Origin of the sequence: Streptomyces sp. NPDC101776 (genome assembly GCF_044766845.1) — a bacterium.
Lineage (GTDB): Bacteria > Actinomycetota > Actinomycetes > Streptomycetales > Streptomycetaceae > Streptomyces.
On the sequence record NZ_JBIWMV010000002.1, the window covers coordinates 165351 to 184284 of the forward strand.

At 72.1% G+C, this 18934-nt stretch carries 18 protein-coding genes; 6 read left to right on the forward strand and 12 right to left on the reverse strand.

Annotated features, from left to right (window positions below):
- Positions 1-15: 15 nt before the first annotated feature.
- Positions 16-429, reverse strand: coding sequence for a rodlin (locus ACIRRY_RS06500; protein WP_200689835.1), 414 nt, complete (start codon positions 427-429; stop codon positions 16-18).
- Between the two features lie 191 nt (positions 430-620).
- Between ACIRRY_RS06500 and ACIRRY_RS06505 the strand changes: the two genes are divergently transcribed.
- The 3 genes from ACIRRY_RS06505 to ACIRRY_RS06515 all read left to right on the forward strand — a co-directional run bounded on the left by ACIRRY_RS06505 (position 621) and on the right by ACIRRY_RS06515 (position 2741).
- Entirely contained in the window at positions 621-1037 is a 417-nt protein-coding gene (locus tag ACIRRY_RS06505) for a rodlin (protein WP_403968633.1), read from the forward strand.
- Positions 1038-1309: 272 nt separating this feature from the next.
- The gene (gene chpD, locus ACIRRY_RS06510; protein ID WP_026178071.1) at positions 1310-1537 is read left to right on the forward strand and encodes a chaplin ChpD; all 228 of its coding nucleotides are present in this window, start codon (positions 1310-1312) and stop codon (positions 1535-1537) included.
- A 97-nt stretch (positions 1538-1634) separates the two neighbouring features.
- Positions 1635-2741 carry a chaplin family protein gene (locus tag ACIRRY_RS06515; protein WP_403968635.1) on the forward strand — a complete coding sequence of 369 codons (1107 nt, stop codon included), beginning with the start codon at positions 1635-1637 and terminating at the stop codon, positions 2739-2741.
- Between the two features lie 52 nt (positions 2742-2793).
- Here the strand turns inward: ACIRRY_RS06515 and ACIRRY_RS06520 are convergent, their stop codons facing one another.
- Complete coding sequence (locus tag ACIRRY_RS06520; protein WP_403968637.1) at positions 2794-4050, reverse strand: NAD(P)-binding domain-containing protein; 1257 nt, start codon at positions 4048-4050, stop codon at positions 2794-2796.
- Positions 4050-5366, reverse strand: coding sequence for an ATP-grasp domain-containing protein (locus tag ACIRRY_RS06525; protein WP_403968639.1), 1317 nt, complete (start codon positions 5364-5366; stop codon positions 4050-4052). Before ACIRRY_RS06525 ends, ACIRRY_RS06520 begins: the two co-directional genes overlap by 1 nt.
- Before the next feature lie 140 nt (positions 5367-5506).
- Between ACIRRY_RS06525 and ACIRRY_RS06530 the strand changes: the two genes are divergently transcribed.
- On the forward strand, positions 5507-6844 hold the full coding sequence (locus ACIRRY_RS06530) for a glycoside hydrolase family 26 protein (RefSeq protein WP_403968641.1): 1338 nt from the start codon (positions 5507-5509) through the stop codon (positions 6842-6844).
- Positions 6845-6866: 22 nt separating this feature from the next.
- Here the strand turns inward: ACIRRY_RS06530 and ACIRRY_RS06535 are convergent, their stop codons facing one another.
- From ACIRRY_RS06535 to ACIRRY_RS06575, 9 genes are all read right to left on the reverse strand, one after another.
- Positions 6867-7961, reverse strand: a complete 1095-nt coding sequence (locus ACIRRY_RS06535) for a GNAT family N-acetyltransferase (RefSeq protein ID WP_403968643.1) — start codon at positions 7959-7961, stop codon at positions 6867-6869.
- Between the two features lie 5 nt (positions 7962-7966).
- Complete coding sequence (locus ACIRRY_RS06540) at positions 7967-8599, reverse strand: lipopolysaccharide biosynthesis protein (RefSeq protein ID WP_403968645.1); 633 nt, start codon at positions 8597-8599, stop codon at positions 7967-7969.
- Complete coding sequence (locus ACIRRY_RS06545) at positions 8596-9750, reverse strand: glycosyltransferase (RefSeq protein WP_403968647.1); 1155 nt, start codon at positions 9748-9750, stop codon at positions 8596-8598. Before ACIRRY_RS06545 ends, ACIRRY_RS06540 begins: the two co-directional genes overlap by 4 nt.
- Positions 9747-10505 (reverse strand): polysaccharide deacetylase family protein, encoded by a 759-nt coding sequence (locus ACIRRY_RS06550; RefSeq protein WP_403968649.1) that lies wholly within the window; start codon positions 10503-10505, stop codon positions 9747-9749. The genes ACIRRY_RS06545 and ACIRRY_RS06550 overlap by 4 nt, the downstream gene beginning before the upstream one ends.
- Positions 10489-12129: a murein biosynthesis integral membrane protein MurJ gene (murJ, locus tag ACIRRY_RS06555; RefSeq protein WP_403968651.1), complete on the reverse strand. Its 1641-nt coding sequence runs from the start codon at positions 12127-12129 to the stop codon at positions 10489-10491. Before murJ ends, ACIRRY_RS06550 begins: the two co-directional genes overlap by 17 nt.
- Before the next feature lie 125 nt (positions 12130-12254).
- Positions 12255-13571, reverse strand: a complete 1317-nt coding sequence (locus ACIRRY_RS06560; protein WP_403970815.1) for an O-antigen ligase family protein — start codon at positions 13569-13571, stop codon at positions 12255-12257.
- A 21-nt stretch (positions 13572-13592) separates the two neighbouring features.
- Complete coding sequence (locus tag ACIRRY_RS06565; RefSeq protein ID WP_403968652.1) at positions 13593-15014, reverse strand: exopolysaccharide biosynthesis polyprenyl glycosylphosphotransferase; 1422 nt, start codon at positions 15012-15014, stop codon at positions 13593-13595.
- Positions 15011-16186: a glycosyltransferase gene (locus ACIRRY_RS06570; protein WP_403968654.1), complete on the reverse strand. Its 1176-nt coding sequence runs from the start codon at positions 16184-16186 to the stop codon at positions 15011-15013. Before ACIRRY_RS06570 ends, ACIRRY_RS06565 begins: the two co-directional genes overlap by 4 nt.
- Positions 16187-16240: 54 nt before the next feature.
- Complete coding sequence (locus ACIRRY_RS06575) at positions 16241-17320, reverse strand: DUF3344 domain-containing protein (protein WP_403968656.1); 1080 nt, start codon at positions 17318-17320, stop codon at positions 16241-16243.
- A gap of 254 nt (positions 17321-17574) precedes the next feature.
- On the opposite strand from ACIRRY_RS06575, the gene chpG reads away from it, so the two are divergent.
- Both chpG and ACIRRY_RS06585 read left to right on the forward strand, forming a co-directional pair.
- Positions 17575-17814 (forward strand): chaplin ChpG, encoded by a 240-nt coding sequence (gene chpG, locus ACIRRY_RS06580; RefSeq protein ID WP_019065678.1) that lies wholly within the window; start codon positions 17575-17577, stop codon positions 17812-17814.
- Between the two features lie 261 nt (positions 17815-18075).
- Entirely contained in the window at positions 18076-18837 is a 762-nt protein-coding gene (locus tag ACIRRY_RS06585) for a hypothetical protein (RefSeq protein WP_403968658.1), read from the forward strand.
- Positions 18838-18934: the final 97 nt, after the last annotated feature.

An 18934-nucleotide genomic window follows, 5' to 3' on the forward strand; every position in this document is an offset into this window, starting at 1 on the left:
GTGTGCGTCTGGGGGTCAGCTGCCCGCGGCGCCGTTGCCCGACAGGACCGGGATGTTGTCCAGGATGTGCGACAGCGGCTCGTCGCCCTTCGCCTGGGTGGAGTTCTCGGTGCACTGCTGGTTCTGCGGCGCGGAGAGGATCGGCACGTCCTGCGCGACGGTGACCGGCACGAGGCCGACCAGCGAGGCCAGGTTCGCCTTGGCCGGCAGGCCGATGCAGGGCTTGTTCAGCGAACCCTGGATGAGCGCCATCTGCGGGCTCATGTTGCCGTACGTGGCCTGGTTGCCGTAGACCTGCTCGGCGCCGTTGCCGTTCGTCGTGGTGACGCCATTGTCGTTACCGATCGCCATCGCCGGGGCGGCGACGGCAGCCGAGGCTCCGACGACGGAAGCGGCGACAGCCGCAGCAGCCATAACCTTCTTGATCACTTGCGTGGTCCCTTCTGGAGTAACCCCGTCCACCGGAGCGACCTGAACAACTGGTGCCGGGCCGCATGGTTGCTCCGATTCACTCCAATGGCCCAGATGAATCCAACCGGGTGAAGCCACGCAACCAATCCGGCCCACCTCGGTTGATGGGGGAGCAGGAATTGTGTCTCTGCCAGGAAAGGACCGCAGAAATGCTCAAGAAGGCAATGGCTGCGACGGCTGTCGCGGCTTCCGTCGTCGGCGTCTCGGCGACGGCCGCCCCGCAGGCGCTGGCCATCGGCAACGACAACGGCGTCACCACGGTCAACGGGAACGGTGCCGAGCAGGCCTATGGCAACGCCAAGACCACCGGCGACATGAGCCCCCAGCTCTCGGTCGCCCAGGGTGCCCTGAACAAGCTCTGCCTCGGCGTGCCGGTCAAGGCCAACGCGGCCTCGATCGTGGGCGTACTGGTGCCGGTCACCGTCCTCCAGGACGTGCCGGTCCTCTCGGCCCCGCAGAACCAGCAGTGCGCCGAGAACTCCACCCAGGCCAAGGGTGACGAGCCGCTGTCGCACATCGCCGACAACATCCCGGTGCTGTCTGGCAACGGCGCGATCGGCAGCTGAGACCGTACGTCCGAGTGACCCGGGCGGCCCGCCGGAATTTTCGTGCGGGTCGCCCGGATCGCTGAAAAGACTGTTTTGCCTTGAAGTTCTTCCCTTGAAGAGAAGCGTTTCTTCGCTGATATGTCCGTGGGGTTGCGTCCACCGTGTCAATTCGGTGCCGACGATCGAGTGAATTGTCAGGTGACACGCGTTCTTCAGTTTCTTCCTGTGTCTATCCCTCGTTTTACAGGCTGCAGGTCATGGTGGGCATGACCGCAGAGAAGGGAACGTCAATGAAGAAGAGCGCTGCTGTTGTCGCTGGTGCGATCATGGCTCTCGGTATGGCCGCCCCGGCCTTCGCCGACGCCGGCGCCGAGGGTGCCGCCATCGGTTCGCCGGGTGTCCTCTCGGGCAACGTGGTCCAGGTTCCCGTGCACATCCCCGTCAACGTGTGCGGCAACTCGATCGACGTGATCGGCCTGCTGAACCCGGCGTTCGGCAACACGTGCGTCAACGACTGACGACGTAACGCACCAGCCGTTCCGGCTGTGTCATTGGCCGGCCTTGGACAGGTTCCCAAGGCCGGCTTTTCCCACTTCAAGCAGGAAGACAACGAGATTGCGACAGACCCTGGGTAAGGGAATGGTCGCGGCGGCCGCCGCGACGAGCATTCTGTCCCTGTGCGGCAGCCCCGCCCTGGCCGACTCGTACACCGGCGGCGCTGCCAAGGATTCGCCGGGCGTCCTGTCCGGCAACAGCCTCTCGGTCCCGGTCGACGCGCCGGTCAACGCCTGTGGCGACTCCGTCGACGTGGCGTCCGGGCTCAACCCGACGTTCGGCAACTCGTGCGCCGGCGACAAGGACGCCCACCGGCACAGCGAGCACACCGGCGGGCACCGATGGGCCGAGCAGGCGCTCGCCGACTCCGACGACTCCGATGACGACTCCGGCTATGGCTATGGCTACGGGTATGGCCACGGTCATGGCTCCGGTCATGGCTACGGAGACGACTCGGGTTACGGCTCCGGCGACCACTCGGGCTACGGCTCCGGCGGCGATTCGGGCTACGGCTCCAACGACCACAACGACCACTCGGGCCACGGCACTCCGGACTGCGAGGAGACACCACCGGGTCCTCCCGGCGGCCACCACCACACGCCTCCTCCTGGTGGCCACCACCACACTCCACCGCCTCCCACGGGTGGACACCACACCCCGCCGCCTCCCACGGGTGGACACCACACCCCGCCGCCTCCCACGGGCGGGCATCACACGCCACCCCCTCCGACCGGCGGACACCACACCCCGCCTCCCCCCACGGGTGGGCACCACACGCCCCCGCCTCCGACCGGTGGGCACCACACTCCGCCCCCGCCTACGGGTGGGCACCACACTCCGCCGCCTCCCAGCGGTGGGCATCACACTCCGCCCCCTCCGAGCGGCGGACACCACACCCCGCCCCCTCCCACGGGCGGACACCACACGCCCCCGCCCCCTACCGGTGGGCATCACACCCCGCCGCCTCCCACCGGCGGACACCACACCCCGCCTCCCCCCACGGGTGGGCATCACACGCCCCCACCCGCCGGTGGGGAGCACACCCCGCCGCCCGTTCTGGCGCACACCGGCAGTGAGGCCATGCTGGCCGCATCTGGTGTCAGTGCCGCGCTGATCGCGGGTGGCACGATCCTGTACCGACGAGGCCGAGCCGCGTCCCGTAGGTAATGCGCACGGGGTGCCGGACGTCACCGCCCGGCACACCCGAACCGCCTGTACCTCAGCGCCGCACGAATGCCGGCGTGCTCCGTCGTCCCGGTGCCGGGATCACGCCGCCGCGCGGCTCAGAGTTCAGCCGGCGTCGGACTCCCCGCACCAGCGCGCCCGCCGTGTACGTGGCGCCGTGCACGAAACGCATCGCCGGGCCGAAGCCCGAGGCCGTCACCAGGCCCGCCATGAAGAGGCCGGGGTGCGAGGACTCGAAGTCCCGGCCGACCTCGGGGGAACCGTCGCCCACCGCGGCCAGCGATCCCCGCAACTCGCTTGAGAGCAGCCCGAGTCGGCCCGTCGTCGCCTTGAACCCCGTTGCCGCGATGACGTGTTCGGTCTCCAGGGAGCGTGTCCCGCCCGCTCCGCCCACCGTCTCCAGACGGACCCCGCCCGGCACCACGTCGGCCGCCGCGACCTCGTGGCCGAGCAGCACCTCCACCGCCGGCTCGACCCGGTCCCGCACCCACCAAGCACCGGCCGGGCCAAGGGCGTTGGCCGCGATCCTGGCCCGGGTCGACTCCGGGAGGCGGCGGAAGAGGTCGGGGCGCTCGGCGTAGAACCAGTTGCGCCAGCCGGGGCCCAGGCCGCTGTGCGGGGAGCGGGCCTCCCGCCACCACGGGCGTTCCCAGGCCGGCGGTACGTCGTTCCAGAACAGTTCGTCGGCCCGCGCCAACACCCTTACCCGCGTGCCCTGTTCGGCGAGCAGGGCCGCCGTCTCCAGTGCCGCCTGGCCGCCGCCGATCACCGTGACGTCCTTGCCGCGGAAGTCGTCCAGTGTGCTGTGGTGGCTGCTGTGCGAGACGAGGGACCGGCTCAACCCCCGTAGAGCGGACGGGATTTCGACGAACGGCATGACACCGATCGCGAGCGCGACGGTACGGGCGTGCAGCACCGTGCCGTCGTCGGTCACCGCCTCGAAGCCGCCGGGCACCGGCGCGATCCGCTCCACCGTCCGCTCGTCCACCTCGGGCACGGCGTTGCGGGCGAACCACAGGCCGTAGGAGGCGAACATCTCGACCGGGATCGGCTCCCCGTGCCGGGCCTCCACGCCCTGGGTCGCGCAATACGCGTCGAGCGGCCAACGGCCCTCGGGGTCGGACAAGTTGGAGGCCCAGGGCTCCGACTTGAGGAACATGCCCCGGGGCATGTGGTCGCGCCAGGACGCCATGGGCCGGCCGAAGACGCGCAGGTTCAGCCCGGCGGCCGCGGCGTGGGACGCGATGGACAGGCCGTATGGGCCCGCGCCCACCACCAGCAGGTCGTACATCAGCAACTGCTCGCTTTCTCGTCGTCGGTCAACTCGGTCGGCTTCGTCGGCTTGGTCAACTCGGCCGGTTCCGCAGGCTCGTCGATCGGGCTCGCGCCCGCCTGCCGGACCACCCGGACCTCCGTCGGGCGCACCGGGGCCGCCCCGCCCAGCCGCTCCCGCACCTTGCGCAGCACGTGCAGGGCCCACAGCCCCCACATCGCCCGGCCCGGCGCCCGGTCGTCCGGCGCGTACCAGGCCAGCTCGCGTCCGTTCGGCGCCGGGCGCAGCGCGCTGAGCGGCGCGTAGTTCTCCACCACGAACGAACGGCCCGGCCGCGGCGCCCCGTCCGGCAGCGGACGGTGGGTCAGGTCCAGGTGCAGCGCGCGGACCACGTCCAGGCCCGCGGAGTCGGCGAAGAGCCGGAACTGCGCGCCGGGCCGCGGGTTGAAGTCGAGCAGGTGATAGCTGCCCGTCGTACCGCAGCGGCGGAAGTCCAGGTCGAAGATGCCCCGGTAGCCGAGTTCGGTGGTGAGGCGCTCGGCGAGCGCCTGTACCTGTGGGTTGGGCGTCCAGCGGCCCACCGCCGTCAGGCCCGCCCCGCGCGGCCAGGCCCGCTGCTTGCGGCCGGGTCCGCCGCCGCGTACGGCGCCGGACCGGTCGGCGTACCCGTGGAAGAACCAGTCGCGGTCCGGGCCGGACGGCAGGAACGCCTGCAACAGCAGTCGGCTGCCCGCCTCGTCGGCGCGCAGGAACAACTCGCGCGCCTCCTGCGCGCTGCGCACCACCACGGTGCTGCGCAGCCCGGTTCCGGCCGGCACCAGCCAGGGCCGGCTCCACTTCGCGATCACCGGCAGCCCCAGTTGCCACGCGGCGCTCGCGGCCTGCGCCGGGCTCTCCGGGATCAGCGTCACCGGGTGCGGGATGTCCGCGCTCGCGCACACGGCGGCCAGTTCCGCCTTGTCCGCGACCCGTTCGGGCAGCGCGCCGGGCTGCTGCGGCAGCAGATACGACGGCGCGAGTTCCGCGCCCAGCCGGCCGACCGCGACGGCGCTCGCGTCGTCCATCGGGATCAGCACGGCGGGACGCGTGATCCGGGCGGCCACCCGCCGGAGCGTGCCGGCGATCTCGGCGGGAGACGCGGCGGGCGGCGGCGGGGGATGCATCTGGCAGACAAAGCGCGAGCTGCGTACGGGACTTCCGGTGGAATCGGCGACCACATGCACCTCCACTCCCGCCCTGCCGAGCGAACGCACGGCCCCCAGCGTTCCGTGGTGAAAGGGATTCCGGTCGATCCGCAACAGAACTGCGGGGACACGGATGTCGAGCAGCGACACGGACTGTTTCCTTCGGTTCGGTTCACCCACGCGGGCGACAGGGACACTCAAAAGCCGTAGCGGCGGTGGCGTAATTCATATTCGTATGACTGAGTGTCAAAAAGAGAAACAAGAACACGAGAGTGGAGAGAGGAGCAGGCATGGCCCCACAGCAGCGACGGTCCCGGACCGGACGGCTGGCCTTCATCGCGGCTACGGTCGCCGCGTCGGCGGCACTGGCGTCGGGTCCCGGGTTCGCGGCGGGGGCGGAGGTGGCGCGGGTCACCGATCCGCCTGCTCCCGTGACCACCGCACCCGTGACCACCGTTCCTACGTCCGTCACACCCACGGCCGTCACACCCACGACCGCCGCGGTCACGACCCCGGCTGTCGTCGCACCGGTGAGGACCCCCGAGCCGAAGGAGGCCCCCGCGTTCGGTGCCTTCCTCGACTCCGGTGCCCGCGGCGTGGCCCGCATGGCCGCGCTGAGCAGTTGGCTGGGCGGCGCCGAACTGCGCGTCGGCCACACCTACCTGCCCGGCAACCACTGGAGCGACATCGAGGGCGCCCCCGGTCTCCTCGACGTCTGGGCGGACTGGCGCACCGAGAAGACCGACCGGATGCTCGTCCTCAATGTGCCCATGCAGGAGCACAACGAGGACGGTGTCTCCGACTGGCAGGTCCGGCGACTGGTCCAGCAGGGCGCGGCCGGCCAGTTCGATCAGCACTTCAAGGCCCTGGCCGAACGGCTGGTCGACCTGAAGGTGCCGGACACGGTGATCGTGCTCGGCTGGGAGATGAACGGCACCACGTACACCTCTCGTTGCGGGCCGGACCCGGAGGCCTGGAAGAAGTACTGGAACAGGATCGTCACCACGATGCGCTCGGTGCCGGGCCAGAAATTCCGGTTCGACTTCACTCCGAGCCGGGGCCGGGACGCCGTTCCCTGGACGCAGTGCTATCCGGGGGACGCCACGGTCGACATCGTCGGCATGGATTCGTACGACCAGCCTTCCGGGCTGACGTTCGACGAACAGGTGAAAGAGCCGTACGGACTCCAGGCACATGTGGACTTCGCCAAATCCCACGGCAAGCCCATTTCCTATCCTGAATGGGGACTCTTCCGTAACGGCGACAACGCGGAGTACATGAAGCGCATGCTCGCCTGGATGGACGAGCACAAGCCGCTGTACAACACCGTGACCGACTACTGCCCGCACGGTGTGTGGCAGTGCTCCCAGAACCCGAAGTCGTCCAAGGTCTACCGTTCGGTCCTGTTCGGCCGCACCGAGGACCCGACGACACCCACCACACCCACGACACCCACCACACCGACGACCCCGGTCACCCCGGAGCCGCCCAAGCCGACCGAACCCACCACACCGCCCACCTCGACGCACCCCGTCAACTGCTCGCCCGTGGAGCTGGGCGACTGGGTGGAGTACTGGCTCGGCGGGAAGCTGTGCGTGAAGTTCGACTGGTGGCAGCGCGACCGCTGAACCAGAGGTGGCGGCGGGCCGCTCACGGTCCGTCGCCACCGCGCTCCTTCCACTTCCGCAGTATCGCCTTGCCCCGCCGGCGCGCGGCGACATCGCAGACGACCGCCGTCATCAGCGGCGCCGTCCGCCGCCGCGCCAGCAACAGCCGCTGGTTGAGCACCGGTTCGGGCCGCCAGTGATGCTTGTACGGCTCGTCGCCGCGCAGCAGGCTGAGCGTGCGGGGCTCCTCCGCGCCGGTGTGCTCGGCGCACGCGTCGAGCAGCATCACCGCCACATCCGCCTTCCGCTCCCGAAGCCGCGGATGCGCGCCGTACAGATACCCGCCGGCGAGCCGCCGCGACAACAACGTCAGGTCTACGGCGACCACGTCCTCGTCGAGCCGGAACTCGGTGACGACCGCGTCCCCGGAGCGGACCATCGGCCCGACCGAGCGGACGAGGTGCTCGCAGAACCGGGTCTGGAGATGCTCGGACGTCACCTTCCGCCCCTGCCACTGCAGTTGATGCAGCTCCAGCAGCCGCCGCAGCGCCGAGTCCACCCCGTCCGGCTGTACGACCGTGCGCTCGACGCCGAGCGCGGTCAGCTTGCGGAGCTTGGCGCGGACCCGCTGGGCCTTGGAGGAGGGGAGCCGGGCGACCAGTTCGTCCATCGGTACGGCGGGCAGCTCCAGGCACAGCGAGTCGTGCACCCGGCGGCGCGGGCCGCGCCAGCGGTCGTAGACGCGCTCGACCGCGCCGCCGGGCCGCACCTCGCGGAAGTCGATCAGCGCGGTGCGGGCGGCGGACGCGAGGCCCTCGGTGAGCGCGAGGACGGCCGGGTCGCCGTGTTCGTCGTCGAGCAGGACGTCGCCGTAGTCGGAGATCGCGCCACCGAGCGGGACAAGGGCGGGCACCGGTGACCGTACGAGCATCAGGGGCGCGGCGGCGACGAGTTCGCGGCCGTCGCGGACAACGAGCAGGCGCAGGCGGCCTGTTCGGCCGTAGGACAGCCACCAGGAGTGCAGCCAGGCGTGGGACTGGAACGGGGTCGCCGAGCCACACCTCTGGTACAACCGGCCCCAGGCCGGGGCCAGTTCGGCGAAGTCCTGGGGGTCGGTGACGAGTTCGGTCGAGTACACCGGTGTCACAGGACGTCGGCCGCGGTGGCCGGGCTGGGCACGGAGGCGGGGCGGCCGGCCCCGTCGGTGGTCCGGCGCGGCCGTACCAGGAGCAGCAGGCCGCCGAGGAGACCGCCCGCGCTCGCGCCGACCAGGCCGGTCACCGCGGCCGGGGCCGAGGAGGCGGAGGCCGGCTTGATGGCGCGGGCGAAGGTCTGGAGTTCGACGTGGGTCGAGTCCTTCGAGTCGTTCGCGTGCACGGTCAGCGAGCGGGACACGGCGTTGGCCATGTCGGCGGCGAGGTCCGCGCGCGAGGAGGTGGCCGTGACGGCGACCATCGGCGCGTCCGGCGAGGTCGCCGTCTGCACGCTCGACTGGAGCGTCTTCACCGGCACGCCCGCCCACACCTGGGCGTCCCCGAGCACCGCGAGCTGGGTGGCGACCCGGCCGTAGGCCTGCGCGAAGCCGAGCGCGGTCGAGGAGTCGGCCTTGTCGGTGGGGACGGCGATGACATAGCTGGTGGCCGTGTACGTCGGGGTCTTGAGGACGCCGTAGCCGCCGCCGAGCAGTCCGCCGGTCACGGCGCCGGCCGCGAGGAGGGACCAGGCCGGGAGGGCTTTCGCGCGGCTGAGGGGGAGGTGCTGTCGGATCTCGGTCATGAGGAACTGGCTCCCTGGGATGCGGGGGACGGCGACGAGGTGGAGACCGCGGCCGCGTACACGTCCATCAGTTGGGCGGCGCTGCGGGTGATGCAGTAGTGGTGGGCGGCGTCCGGGGCGGTGCGCGGACGCGGGCCCCGCGCGCGGGCCGCCGCCAGCGCGCGGGCGAAGACCTCGGGACCGCCCTGCACCCGCCGGGCACCGGACGCGGCCTGCGGGGGGAGGTCCTCGATGGCGGGGCAGGAGGCGTAGAGCACGGGCAGCCCGGCCGCCAGCCCTTCGACGACCGCCAGGCCGAAGGCCTCCTCGGGGGACGGCGAGGCGAGCAGGTCCATGGCGGCGGTGAGGGAGGGCAGGTCGGGTCCCGGTGAGCCGTCCGGTACGTAGGGGCGCTCGCCGGTGAACAGCACCCGGTCGGCGACCCCGCACTCATGGGCCGTACGGCGCAGCAGGTTCTCCTCGGTGCCACCGCCGACCAGCAACAGCCAGTAGTCGTCCGGGAGTTGGGCCAGGGCGCGGACCAGGACGTCGAAGCGCTTGCCCGCCGCGAGGCGGCCGATGCCACCGACGACGTACGCGCCCTCGGGCAGGCCGAGCCGCTGGCGGGCGCGCAGTCGCTGGACCGGGTCGAAGCGGAAGCGGTCCAGGTCGATGCCGTTGGGCACCACCTCGATACGCGGCCCCGGCACGCCCCACCTCTTCAGGCGCTCGGCGACCGTCGGGGACACGGCGACCGTCGACCGGCCCAGGCGCTCGCTGGCGAGATACAGGGCGCGGACCCCGGCGGTGAGGCCCCGGCCCTCCATCTGCGAGTCGCCCAGGGAGTGTTCGGTGGCGACGACCGCCTTCACGCCCGCGATCCGGGCGGCGAGGCGGCCGTAGACGCAGGCGCGGTAGAGGTGGGTGTGGACGAGGTCGTAGCGGCCGGTGCGGATGATCCTGACCAGGCGGGGGAGGGCGGCCAGGTCGCGGTTGCCGGTCATGCCGAGGTGGAGGACGCGCACCCCGTCGGCGGTGAGGCCGGTGGCGACCGCGCCCGGGTTGGTGAGCGTCACGACCTCGCAGTCGACCGGCAAGTGGCGCAGCAGCAGCCGCAGTTGCTGCTCCGCGCCGCCGACGCCGAGTCCGGTGATGATGTGCAGGGCCCTCATGCGAGCCCCTCCACCGGGCGGCGGCGCAGCCGGTGCAGCCGGTACTTGAGGAACAGGCGTACGGCGGTGTCGTTCTGGCCGATGTGGACGCGGGGGAGGGCGTGGACGCCGTTGAGCTCGCCCGGGTCGATGGCGCAGGCGTAGGTGTATCCGGCTTCGCGTACGGCGTCGACGGCGCGGGCGTCGACCGTGCCGTAGGGGTAGCAGAAGCCGTCGACGGCGGTGCCGGTCAACTCGGCCAGTACGGAACGGCTTTCGGCGACCTCGGCCCGCAGCGTGGCGTCGTCCGCCTGGGTGAGGTCGACGTGGGTCAGGCCGTGCGAGCCGATCTCCACACCCTCGGCGGCGGCGTGGCGGATGCCGGCCGCGGTGAGGAGGGGTTTGCGGGGGCCCTCCGGGTCCCATGCGTTGTCGCCGCCGAGTCTGCCCGGGAGGACGAAGAGGGTCGCGCCGCAGTCCCAACGGGCCAGCAGGGGAAGGGCGTTGTCGACGAAGTCGGTGTAGCCGTCGTCGAAGGTGAGACCGACCAGGCCCCGGCCCTCGCCCCGGGCGCGGGCGGCGAGCAGGTCGGCCATGGACACGCCCCGCAGACCGCGCCGCCGCAGCCAACTCAGCTGCTGTACAAGGCGGTCGGGCGTGACCGTGATGCGGTAGGGGTCGTCGGAGCAGTCGCCCACGGAGTGGTACATCGCCACCCACGGGACCGGGCCCGTGACGCGTCTGCCGGTGGTCGGGGAATCAACGGGAGCGACCATGCGAGAGCCTCCGTGTGACGGAACGTACGGATTCCAGTGCGGGTGCGAAGCCCTGGGCGCCCAGGGCCCAGCCGAGCAGGACGAAGACGACGGTGACGGTCGCGCAGCCGACGCTCAGACCGAGCAGCGGCGAGGGCAGCGCGCGGGCCACGAAGGCCCCTGCGACCGTCGCGACCGCCGCCGCGCGCACCGGCCGGCTCAGCTCGATCAGGACCTGCCGGGTGCGGATCGGGACACTGCGCGGGCCCGAACCGCACAGCAGGAGTACGGCGGTGAAGGTGATGCCGGTGGCGTTGGCGACGGCGATGCCGACGACGCCCCAGGGGCCGACCGTCCAGGCGCCGATCCAGGAGGTCACGACGATGCCGGCGGCCATCGCGCCGACCGGGTACCAGGTGGGGCGGCCCGCCGAGAAGTAGGAGCGGACCAGGACGCCGACCAGGGTCTGGCCGAGCAGCCCGAGGGCGTACACGCGCATCACACCGGCCGTCGCGGCGGTGTCGTGAGCGGTGAACGCGCCCCGCTGGAAGAGGAGTTGGATGATCTGCGGGGCGCAGGCGATCACCGTGGCGGCGCCGAGCAGGACCAGGCAGGCGGCGAGGGCGAGGTCGCGCTCCACGCGGTTGCGGGCCTTCTCCGTGTCGCCCTCGGCGAGCGCCCGAGCGACCACCGGGAAGGTGACCGTGCACAGCATCAGCGACAGCACCATCGGCATCTGGGCGACCTTCTGCGCGTAGTTCAGGTGCGAGATGGCGCCGGCCGGGAGGTGGGAGGCGAGGAAGCGTTCGATGAGGACCTGGGACTGACGGCAGAGGGCGAAGAGCAGCACGGTGGCCATCAGGGCGAGGTTCATCGGGCGGGGCTCGGTGGGGCCGGGGGCGGTGCCGGGGCCGGCGGCGGTGGCGATGCCGGTGCCGGTCTCCGGGGTGGTGGGCTTGTGGCTTGTCAACTGGCGCCACAGCGCCGGGAGTTGGGTCAGCACCATCAGGAAGCCGCCGCCGGCCACACCGAGGGCCGCCGACCGTACGCCCCAGTGGGCACCGAAGGTGTACATCCCCGCGATGATGCCGATGTTGTACGCCACGTAGATCGCAGCCGGTGCCACGAAGCGGCGGTGGGCGCGGAGGGCCGCGCTGCAGTAGCCGGCCAGGCCGAAGCTCAGGACGCAGGTCGCGGTGATGCGGGTGCAGCTGATGGCCAGGGCGGGGTGGGGGAGGCCGGGGGCCAGGGCTTCGACCAGGTAGGGGGCCGTCGCGATGAGCAGTGCCGATACCGCGATGAACGCCAGGGTGAGGCGGGGGAGGGTGGCTTTCACCAGGGTGCGGACGGGGTCGCCGGGGGCGCCTTGCGCTCTGCGGGCCAGGGCCATGCTGAACGCGGGGATCAGGGCGAAGGCGAGGCCGTCCTCGATGAGGAGGGTGGCGGCGAATTCGGGGATGGTCCAGGCGACGAGGAAGGCGTCCGTTTCGCTGCCGGCGCCGAAGAGGCGGGCCAGGGCCTGGTCTCGTGCGAGGCCCAGGAGGGAGCCGGTGATGGAGAGCGCGGCGGTGATCAGTGCGGCTTTGGCCAGGAACCGGCGGGATTCTGGGGCCGGGGTGTGTTCTCGCGAGGGGGCTGGGATCAAGGGTGGTTCGGTTGGATGTTGGGTGCTGCGGCGTGGGGGCTGGTCGCGCAGTTCCCCGCGCCCCTTCAGGGCGTTGTCCCCTGGGGCGCTTTCGAAGTGACCCGCCTGCTCGGGAGGCGTCACCGTCATGGGGTCAGGGCCCCTTCGGCGGTTGCGCGGGCCGGAGTCGGCGCCGTGAGCCGCTTCTCCTCGGTCGCTCCCACCAGGGACCACCACGCCGCCACGCCGAACACCACCGCCGTCAGGACTGTCGACGGGCCGCCGATGTCGGCGTACATGAAGTCGATGAGCTGCCAGGTCAGGAGGCCGGTGGAGACCAGGGCGCAGTCGAGGCCGGGGTGGCCGGTGCGGTGGGTGCGGAGGAGGCCGCGCAGTGCGCACACCAGTAGGGCCAGCCAGCTGCCTGCGAGGGTGAGGAGGCCGAGGAGGCCCTGTTCGCTGAGGATCAGGAGGTACATGTTGTGCGGGGAGAGCAGCGGTTGCTTGAGGAAGGCCGCGCCCGCGCCCTCCGTGTCGCTGCCCGAGGACAGGGCCAACGAGGCGTTGCCGTCGCGGTGTTCGGGGAAACCCTTCAACCCGACGCCGGTCAGCGGGTGTTCGCGCCACATCGCGGTGGCCGCCGCCCACATGGTGTACCGGTCGATCACCGACTGGTCGGGCGCGTCGGTGACTTGGGTGATGCTGCTGATCCGCTCCTGGAGCATCGTCGTACCGACGCCGAAGCCGCCGACCAGGACCACGCCCGCCGCCGCCACGGCCGCCGCCACCTTCAGCGCCCGGCGCAGTCCGGCCAGGGCGAGCTGGATCGCGCAGGTTGCCGCTGTCGCGATCCAGGCGCCGCGGCTGAAGGAGAGGGCGAGGGGGATCAGGAGGGCGAAGGCGCAGGACGCGGCAACTGCCCGCTGCCGTACGTCGTTCCGGCCCAGGGCGAGGGCCAGCGCGCAGATCAGGCCGAAGGACACGACCGTCGCCATGCCCATCACGTCGGTCGGTCCGAAGGTGCCCACGGCGCGGATCTCCGCGCCCTGGTACGAGGCGCCGGTCCCGGTGACGTACTGCTTGACGCCGATCGCCCCCTGCCAGCCGGCGAGTGCGACGAACGACCAGGCCAGCAGGCGGAAGTCGCGCCGGTCGCGGACGAGGAGGACCACGGCGGCCGGGACGAGGACGAAGATCTGGAGGTAGCGGCCGAGACCGCTGAGGCCCGCGCCCGGTGAGGACGCGCCCATCGCGGCGATCGACAGGCCCAGGACCGGAAGTCCCATGACCGCTACGGCCGTTGGGGTCAGCGGGCGGCTGCGGTCCCGGAGCAGACGGATCGCGCAGTACAGCACCACCAGGCCGGAGACCGCGTCCGCCGGGCCCGCGCCGCCCTCGCCCGGGACGAGCGGCAGGCCGAGCAGGGCGATCACGGCGACGACGGGCAGGACCGGGGCGAACATGCGCAGGCGGTGGTTCACGGCTCAGCTCCCCGTCGGACGTACGAGCGCGGTCACCGTGCGGGCCAGGATGCAGATGTCCTGCCACAGCGACCAGTTGTCGATGTACGCGTTGTCGAACCGGCAGCGGTCCTCGATCGAGGTGTCGCCGCGCAGCCCGTGGATCTGGGCGAGGCCGGTGATGCCGGTCTGCATCCGGTGGCGGGCCGCGTAGCCGGGGTAGGTCCGGCTGAACTCCGCGACGAAGTACGGGCGTTCGGGGCGTGGGCCGACCAGGCTCATGTCGCCCCGGAACACGTTCCACAGCTGGAGCAGTTCGTCCAGCGAGGTCTCGCGCAGGAAGCGGCAGAAGCGGCTCATCTGATGTTCGCCCGCGACGCTCCAGCGGGTCGCCGCCTCGTGCTCGTCGACCGGGCGGTGGGTGCGGAACTTGAGGAGCGTGAAGGGGCGGCCGTCCTTGCCGATGCGCTCCTGGCGGAAGACGACGCCGGGTCCGTCGGTGAGGCGCAGGACCGTCGCGCAGAGGAGGAGGAGCGGGCTGACCAGGAGGAGCAGGGTGCCCGAGGTCAGGACGTCCAGGGTCCGCTTGCCGAGGCTGCCTCGTCTGCGGGAGCCCAACTCCAGCCGCCTGCAGGCGAATCCGGCGAGCTGGTCGCGCATCTCGTACGAGGGCGAGTCGGCGTCGACCTCCCAGACCGTGCAGCCCGACTCCGCCAACGCCCGCAGCAGCGGCCCGCGTTCGGACCGTACGGAGGGATGCACGGTGAGGACGGCCCGGACGCCGTTCTGGATGAGGGCGCGCTCGACCTCCTCGCCGGTGGTCAGGACGGGCAACCCCTCGGTGCCGTCCGGGTGTTCGGCGACGATCCCGACCGGCTCGACCCCGCACTTCGGGTGCCGCAGCACCGCGGCGGCCACGCGCTGCGCGGTCGTCGCGGGGCCGATCACCAGGGCGGTGCGGGGGCGGCTGAGCAGGGTCTTGCGGCGGCGCAGGTGCACCGCGCCGCGGGTCACGCAACCGGTCGCCGTCTGGAGGGCGAAGCCCAGCAGCAGGGTGCGTGCGGACAGCGCGCGGTCGGGCGCGTAGGCCGCGGTGAGGGTGCCGAGCGCGAGCCACGCGACCGCGATCCGCCCGCAGACGGCGGGCAGTTCGTCGAGCACCCGCGGCACGGCCCGGGGCACATGCGGGCGCAGCAGTATCGACCCGGCGATCAGCAGCGCCACCAGCAGCGGCCGGCGCTGGCCGCCGGTCAGCGCGAGGGCGCCCACCAGGGCGGCGGTGAGGTCCGCGCCGAGCAGCGGCAGCGGTGAGGCCGGCCGCGCGGCCGGGCGGCGGACCGGGAACCGGAAACCGCCGCCGGTGCGGCGGGGGATGACCGAGACGTTCGAGAATCCGTGGTCCCGTGGCTGTCCGCCGGGGGAGGGGACGGTGCTTTCCGCGGTCACGAGTGGATGGACTCCCTGCACTCGGTGGGCACGACCGGCTCGGCGCCGAGCAGATCGCGGTAGACGTCCGCGACCGCCTCGGCGGCGTGCCGCACGTCGTGCGTGGACTGGACGTACCGGCGCCCCTGGTGGCCGAGGGACTCGCGCAGCAGCGGGTCGAGCAGCAGCTCGGCGACGGCCCCGGACAGCACCGCCGGGTTCTCGGCCGGAACCAGACAGCGCGGGGCGAGTCCGGGGGGCAGGCTCTCGCGGGCGCCGGCCACATCGGTGACGACGACGGGGCGCCCGCAGGCCATCGCCTCCAGCGGGGCCAGCGCCATGCCCTCCCAGCGCGAGGGCAGCACCACCAGGTCGGCGGCCTGGTACCAGGGCACGGCATCGGCGACGGCGCCCGCGAACAGCACGGATTCCGGGGCGAGTTGACGCAGCGCGGCCCGGTCGGGTCCGTCGCCGACGAGCACGAGCCGCGCCGTCGGAACCCGCCGGACCACCTCGTCCCACGCGCTCAGCAGGACGTCCTGGCCCTTCTGCCGGCACAGCCGCCCCACGCACACCACCAGCGGCGCCGCCGGATCGACCCCGGCGAGCTGCTCGATCCCGGCCCGTACGGTGTCGACGGCGGCCGGGTGGAAGCGCCCGGTGTCGATGCCGTTCGGGATCACGCTCCAGTGGCCCCGGACCCCGGCCCGCAGTCCGGTCGTGCGCTCCGCCTCGCTCACGCACACCGTCCGGGTGGCCCACCGCGCGCCCCACCGCTCCCAGCCGACGGCGAGCGCGGCGGTGACCCCGCCGACCGCCTCGAACGACCAGGCGTGCGGCTGGAACACGGTCGGGATCCGCCCCCGCACGGCGAGCCGCCCGGCCAGCCCGGCCTTCGCGCTGTGCGCGTGCACCAGATCGGGCCGCACCTCCGCGACCACCCGGGCGAGCCGCCGCACCTCGGAGACGAGCGCGGGACCAGGCGACCGCGTGGCCTCCCACAGTCGTACGTCGGCGCCGAGCGCTCTGACCCCGTCCGCGAGCGAACCGCCGTCGGGGCACGCGACCGTGACGTGCAGACCGGAGGCGAGCTGGGCCCGCGTCAGATCCGTGACGACCCGGGCGACCCCGGCGTCCACGGGCTGGGCGAGGTGCAGGACCCGTGGCCGAGGGTCGGTTGCTGGCTGGTGCATTGCGCGGTTTCCTCGCTCACGGGTGGCGCTCGGGACTGCGGGCGGGAACGCGCCTCACTGCTGGGCGTCGACGGCGACGAAGAGCGCCCCGAACCACGCCGCGTCCCGCTGGGAAACGAGCCGGAAGGCCAGCTGGTCACCGCCCGGTCGCAGCGCCTTGCCGAGATCGAACACATCGGAGTCGTAGCCGAGCGTGTTCGCATACGCGGGCGCACGCTCCGAAGGCGCCGCCCCCGGCTCGCTGATCGTGGAATTCAGCACGTCGTCACGGGGATTGGCGCCGTCACCGAGCGGCACGGCGTTCGTACGACCGGTCGAGAGCGTGAGCGAATCCCCGGTGCGGCCGCGATCTCCGTTGTACGCCACCACGCCCGCGCGTCCCCCGGCGTGCGCGGGCGTGTGGGGCGCGCGCAGCCGGATCTCCGCGCCGGTACGGGAGTTCAGCGTGTCGAAGCCGTCCCACAGCTCCAGTCGGCGCAGCGGCTCCTGCGGCTGCTCGTACGCCACGACGAGCGTCCAGCCGCCCCAGGCGCCGGCCGCCGACTTCCCCATCGCCGTGTTGATCTGGGCCACGGTGTAGAGGCCAGGACCACTCGCCCGGACCAGCTTGGTGACGTCCGCCGAGGCCTGGAACGCGTCCGCGCCGCCCGCCACCCGGTGTCCGACGACCGTGTCCGCGCGCACCGCCTTGTACGCGCCGCCGGGCTCCGCGACCAGCACCCGCCCGTTGTCCTTGGGCGGCTTCTGCTCGCCCACGCGGAGGTTGCCGCCCCAGTACAGGCGCGCGTACGTGGCCCGGGCGCCCTCGGGCAACCGGACCTCCGCGCGCGAGGAGTTGTAGGTGTTCGGGTCGCGGTCGACGTCGACGTAGAACATGTCGAAGTCGCCGTTCACCGCCGTCTGTCCTTCGCGTACGGCCGGGCAGGCGGCCGAGGTCGTGCGGCAGCTGATGGAGGTGTTGGCCGCGCGGACGATGCCGCCGTGTTGGAGCGCGGAAAAGCGCTGGGTGAACGGGACGCGCCCCGCCTCGGCGGGCGGGGCGGACGCTCCGGAGGCGGCCGGGGCCCAGATCGTGGCGAGGGCGAGAGCGCCCGTCGACGCCCGGCGCAGCAGCGGACCCAGGGAATTGCGCATGACCGGAGTTGCCCTTTCGGGAAGCACGGCCCCTATGTGCGATTTGCTGGCTATAGGGGTACTTCGGGAGGTGCGCAACTCTAGTGGCTATCCGGATTAATCCGGCGAAACGTGACAAGTGTGTCGGAATGGTGAAGTTCGGCCTTGTCGCGGATCACCCCATTGGCGGCACAACCCCTGTGGGCGCCGCGCGTTGACACAGCGCCGGGCATCCCCGCCCGGATGTTTGTTTCAACCCCAAGGAGCACCTCTCCATGTCGCGTATCGCGAAGGGCCTGGTCCTGACCTCCGTTGCCGCCGCCGCCATGGCGGGCACCGCCGGCATCGCCGCCGCGGACAGCGACGCGCACGGCGCTGCCGCCCACTCCCCGGGCGTGCTGTCGGGCAACGTCGTCCAGGTCCCGGTTCACATCCCGGTCAACGTCTGCGGCAACACCGTCAACGTCATCGGCCTGCTGAACCCGGCCTTCGGCAACACCTGCGTCAACGACTGACGTCCGCGCGCATCACTTCGGCCGGCCGTTCTCCCGTGGTGTCTCCACGGGGGGACGGCCGGTCGGCGTTCGGCGGTGTTGCCCCGAATGGGCGGTAGCGGCGCCGGTCCGGCGCTTCGGTCTTGACATGGCCCTCACCAGGCACGACGTCGACCGTACGGCTGACGGGCGGTCACTCGGCGCGTTCGACCGGTTGCAGATGGTGGTGAGCGCTTTCACGGTGGGCTCAAGATCCGAAGCACCACCGAAAGGAACACCCCCATGCGTGGTCTGCCCGCACGGCGCATCGCGTCCTCCGTACTCTGTGCCACCGTCCTGGTCGGAATCGCCGGCCCCGCGGCCGTCGCCGCCGACAACGACTCGGCGCGGAAGCACGTCCACGCCGCGTCGAGCGTGCCGGTCCCTGGAGCTGACGGGCTGCTCGCCCAGGTCAAGGGCCTCGGCGACACCGCCGGCGTGCTCACCCCTGTCACCGACCTGCTGAACCAGGTGCTGAAGGCCGACAACGGCCAACTCTCCGCCGACCAGGCGCAGAAGCTCGGCGACACCGTCAACCAGGCCGTCGCCAAGATCACCGCGGCGGCGCCTGCCGCTCCGGCGGTCCCGGCGGTTCCCGCGGCGCCGGCCGTGCCCGCCGTACCCGCTGTTCCCGCCACGCCCGCGCTGCCCGCCACCCCCGCGCTCCCCGCGACGCCGGCCCTGCCCGGGCTCCCGAAGAGCGGCGACGACTCCAAGGGCAGGGCCAAGGCACCCACCGACCTCGCCGGTGACGCCCTCGCCTCCCTGCAGAAAGCGGTCGCCACGCTGCTCGCGGCGGTCACGTCCGGCGATGTCTCCGGGGTCGTCCCGGCGGTCACCGGTGTGGTGACGGGCCTCGTCAACGTGGTCGCGGCCACGCTGCTCGGCGCCGGACTGCCCGCACCGAGCCTGCCCGGTCTGCCGTCGCTGCCGTCGACGTCCTCGCTCCCGGCGGTGCCCGCGGTCCCGGCCGCTCCGGCGCTGCCCGCGCTTCCGGGAGTGTGACGCGAACGGCCGTAGAGAAGTCGCAGAACAGTCTGCGGAGTCGTCCGTAGAGCAGTCGTAGAACGGCCGTCGGGCCGGTCCTTTTCGGGATCGGGTC

Coding starts and splice junctions, on each gene's coding strand:
- ACIRRY_RS06550 (WP_403968649.1), bottom strand. CDS start 10,505: ATGGTCGCTCCCGTTGATTCCCCGACCACCGGCAGACGCGTCACGGGC.
- chpD (WP_026178071.1), top strand. CDS start 1,310: ATGAAGAAGAGCGCTGCTGTTGTCGCTGGTGCGATCATGGCTCTCGGT.
- ACIRRY_RS06505 (WP_403968633.1), top strand. CDS start 621: ATGCTCAAGAAGGCAATGGCTGCGACGGCTGTCGCGGCTTCCGTCGTC.
- ACIRRY_RS06570 (WP_403968654.1), bottom strand. CDS start 16,186: ATGCACCAGCCAGCAACCGACCCTCGGCCACGGGTCCTGCACCTCGCC.
- ACIRRY_RS06545 (WP_403968647.1), bottom strand. CDS start 9,750: ATGAGGGCCCTGCACATCATCACCGGACTCGGCGTCGGCGGCGCGGAG.
- ACIRRY_RS06540 (WP_403968645.1), bottom strand. CDS start 8,599: ATGACCGAGATCCGACAGCACCTCCCCCTCAGCCGCGCGAAAGCCCTC.
- chpG (WP_019065678.1), top strand. CDS start 17,575: ATGTCGCGTATCGCGAAGGGCCTGGTCCTGACCTCCGTTGCCGCCGCC.
- ACIRRY_RS06585 (WP_403968658.1), top strand. CDS start 18,076: ATGCGTGGTCTGCCCGCACGGCGCATCGCGTCCTCCGTACTCTGTGCC.
- ACIRRY_RS06560 (WP_403970815.1), bottom strand. CDS start 13,571: ATGTTCGCCCCGGTCCTGCCCGTCGTCGCCGTGATCGCCCTGCTCGGC.
- ACIRRY_RS06530 (WP_403968641.1), top strand. CDS start 5,507: ATGGCCCCACAGCAGCGACGGTCCCGGACCGGACGGCTGGCCTTCATC.
- ACIRRY_RS06520 (WP_403968637.1), bottom strand. CDS start 4,050: ATGTACGACCTGCTGGTGGTGGGCGCGGGCCCATACGGCCTGTCCATC.
- ACIRRY_RS06575 (WP_403968656.1), bottom strand. CDS start 17,320: ATGCGCAATTCCCTGGGTCCGCTGCTGCGCCGGGCGTCGACGGGCGCT.